Source organism: Psychroflexus halocasei, from assembly GCF_900107595.1.
GTDB lineage: Bacteria > Bacteroidota > Bacteroidia > Flavobacteriales > Flavobacteriaceae > Psychroflexus > Psychroflexus halocasei.
Genome location: NZ_FNQF01000038.1, coordinates 1 through 1,443, shown reverse-complemented (window position 1 = coordinate 1,443; position 1,443 = coordinate 1). Strand labels below are relative to the sequence as shown.

General features: G+C 32.4%; 1 protein-coding gene. It reads left to right on the top strand.

The window, feature by feature from the left end; translation table 11 throughout:
* Window positions 1-151 precede the first annotated feature (151 nt).
* Entirely contained in the window at window positions 152-619 is a 468-nt protein-coding gene (locus BLV84_RS12385) for a DUF1905 domain-containing protein (RefSeq protein WP_093246179.1), read from the top strand.
* The last annotated feature ends 824 nt before the right edge of the window (window positions 620-1,443 follow it).

Here is a 1,443-nt window from a genome sequence, read left to right as displayed (position 1 = left end):
TAAGTTTGAAAATTTTTATAAAAGTCTGTAACTTGAAAACGAAATAAACGCTAATTAAGGTCGCACTAAAGTATATGCTAGACCGTTGGCAGTAATGTAAACAAAACGAACAAAATCGAAATTTAAAGACCATTGAAAGATTGAAAAACAAATGAATTATATTGTTGAAAATGAAAAATTAACCCTTCAATATATTCCAGGAAATGGAGCTTGGACTTATCAATTGATAATCCCCAACACAAAAAATATCAAAGGAAAATGGGGAGATTTAAAAGTGTCAGGGACAATAGATGGTTATGAAATAAAGAATAAGAATTTAGGACCAGTAAAAAATTCGGACAAAAAAATGTCTGTTAATTCGGAAATCAGAAACGCAATAAACAAAGATGGAGGAGATACTGTAATCGTGACATTATATCTCGAAAATCAAACCGGAACGAATGACAATTCTGAAATTTTGGAATGCTTTAAAGATGCACAAGTTTTGCAAATTTTTGAACGACTGGAGAATATAGAACAGACAGAAATTCTAAATGAAATCTGGACCGTTGCAACGGACGACCAAAAAGCGGAAAAAATAATCAAGGCAATTGAAAACCTTGAAAGTAAACGTAGATAAGTGAGTGGAAAAACACTACTGCCAACAATGTATAACCGCAATTACGGCGGATTCGACTACGTCCGAATCCATGCGTAATTGCTAAAGCCTGTGCTAAACCGAAAATAATCGCTAATTTAACCCGTAACTGACGGTTATACGAGACCGTTACAGCTAAGTTAAGCCGTTGATTTTTAAAATCCTCTCTCCTATTTTAATATTCTGGTGTTATATGAAAATATAATACCTGAATCGGAAAAATCACTCCGAAAATAGAAATGAATTTTGTCGCTTACCAAATGGAATTTGTACTAAGATTGAAGACGAGCTCGCCAAAAGGTCTGGAATTGAAAATCGCTACGGAGAAAATCAGAAAATCAGCCAAACGGATTTTTACCTGGAGAATAATAACGAGCTAAACGAAATCGGTTAATTTGAAAATCCATATGAAAATATGACTTAAGCTAGATCATCGAATTTAGGAATTAATGAAATCAATCTTTGAGAATATAAAACGATGAAAAACCAAGCGCGCCGAAAAAATTTCTTTTAGAGGATTTTAAGTTGAATTGAAATATAGAACCTGAGTTAAATCGAAATAAAAACCTAGCTGTAACACTATGTATAAGTAATAGCGAAGTCTGTGTTGAAAAATGAAAATTAAGTTATAAATTTATAGCTTAAGAAATGAGAAAAGTTCCGAGCTAAAATCTCGCTACTACTCATACACAAAACCGTTGGCAAACATTTTGACCCGTCCTGAATAAAGGCTACATAATTTTAAACATTATGTACAAAAATGACAAAGTAATTAGACGTTATTCAGAACCTTTCAAATTGAAAAT

Coding starts and splice junctions, on each gene's coding strand:
- BLV84_RS12385 (WP_093246179.1), top strand. CDS start 152: ATGAATTATATTGTTGAAAATGAAAAATTAACCCTTCAATATATTCCA.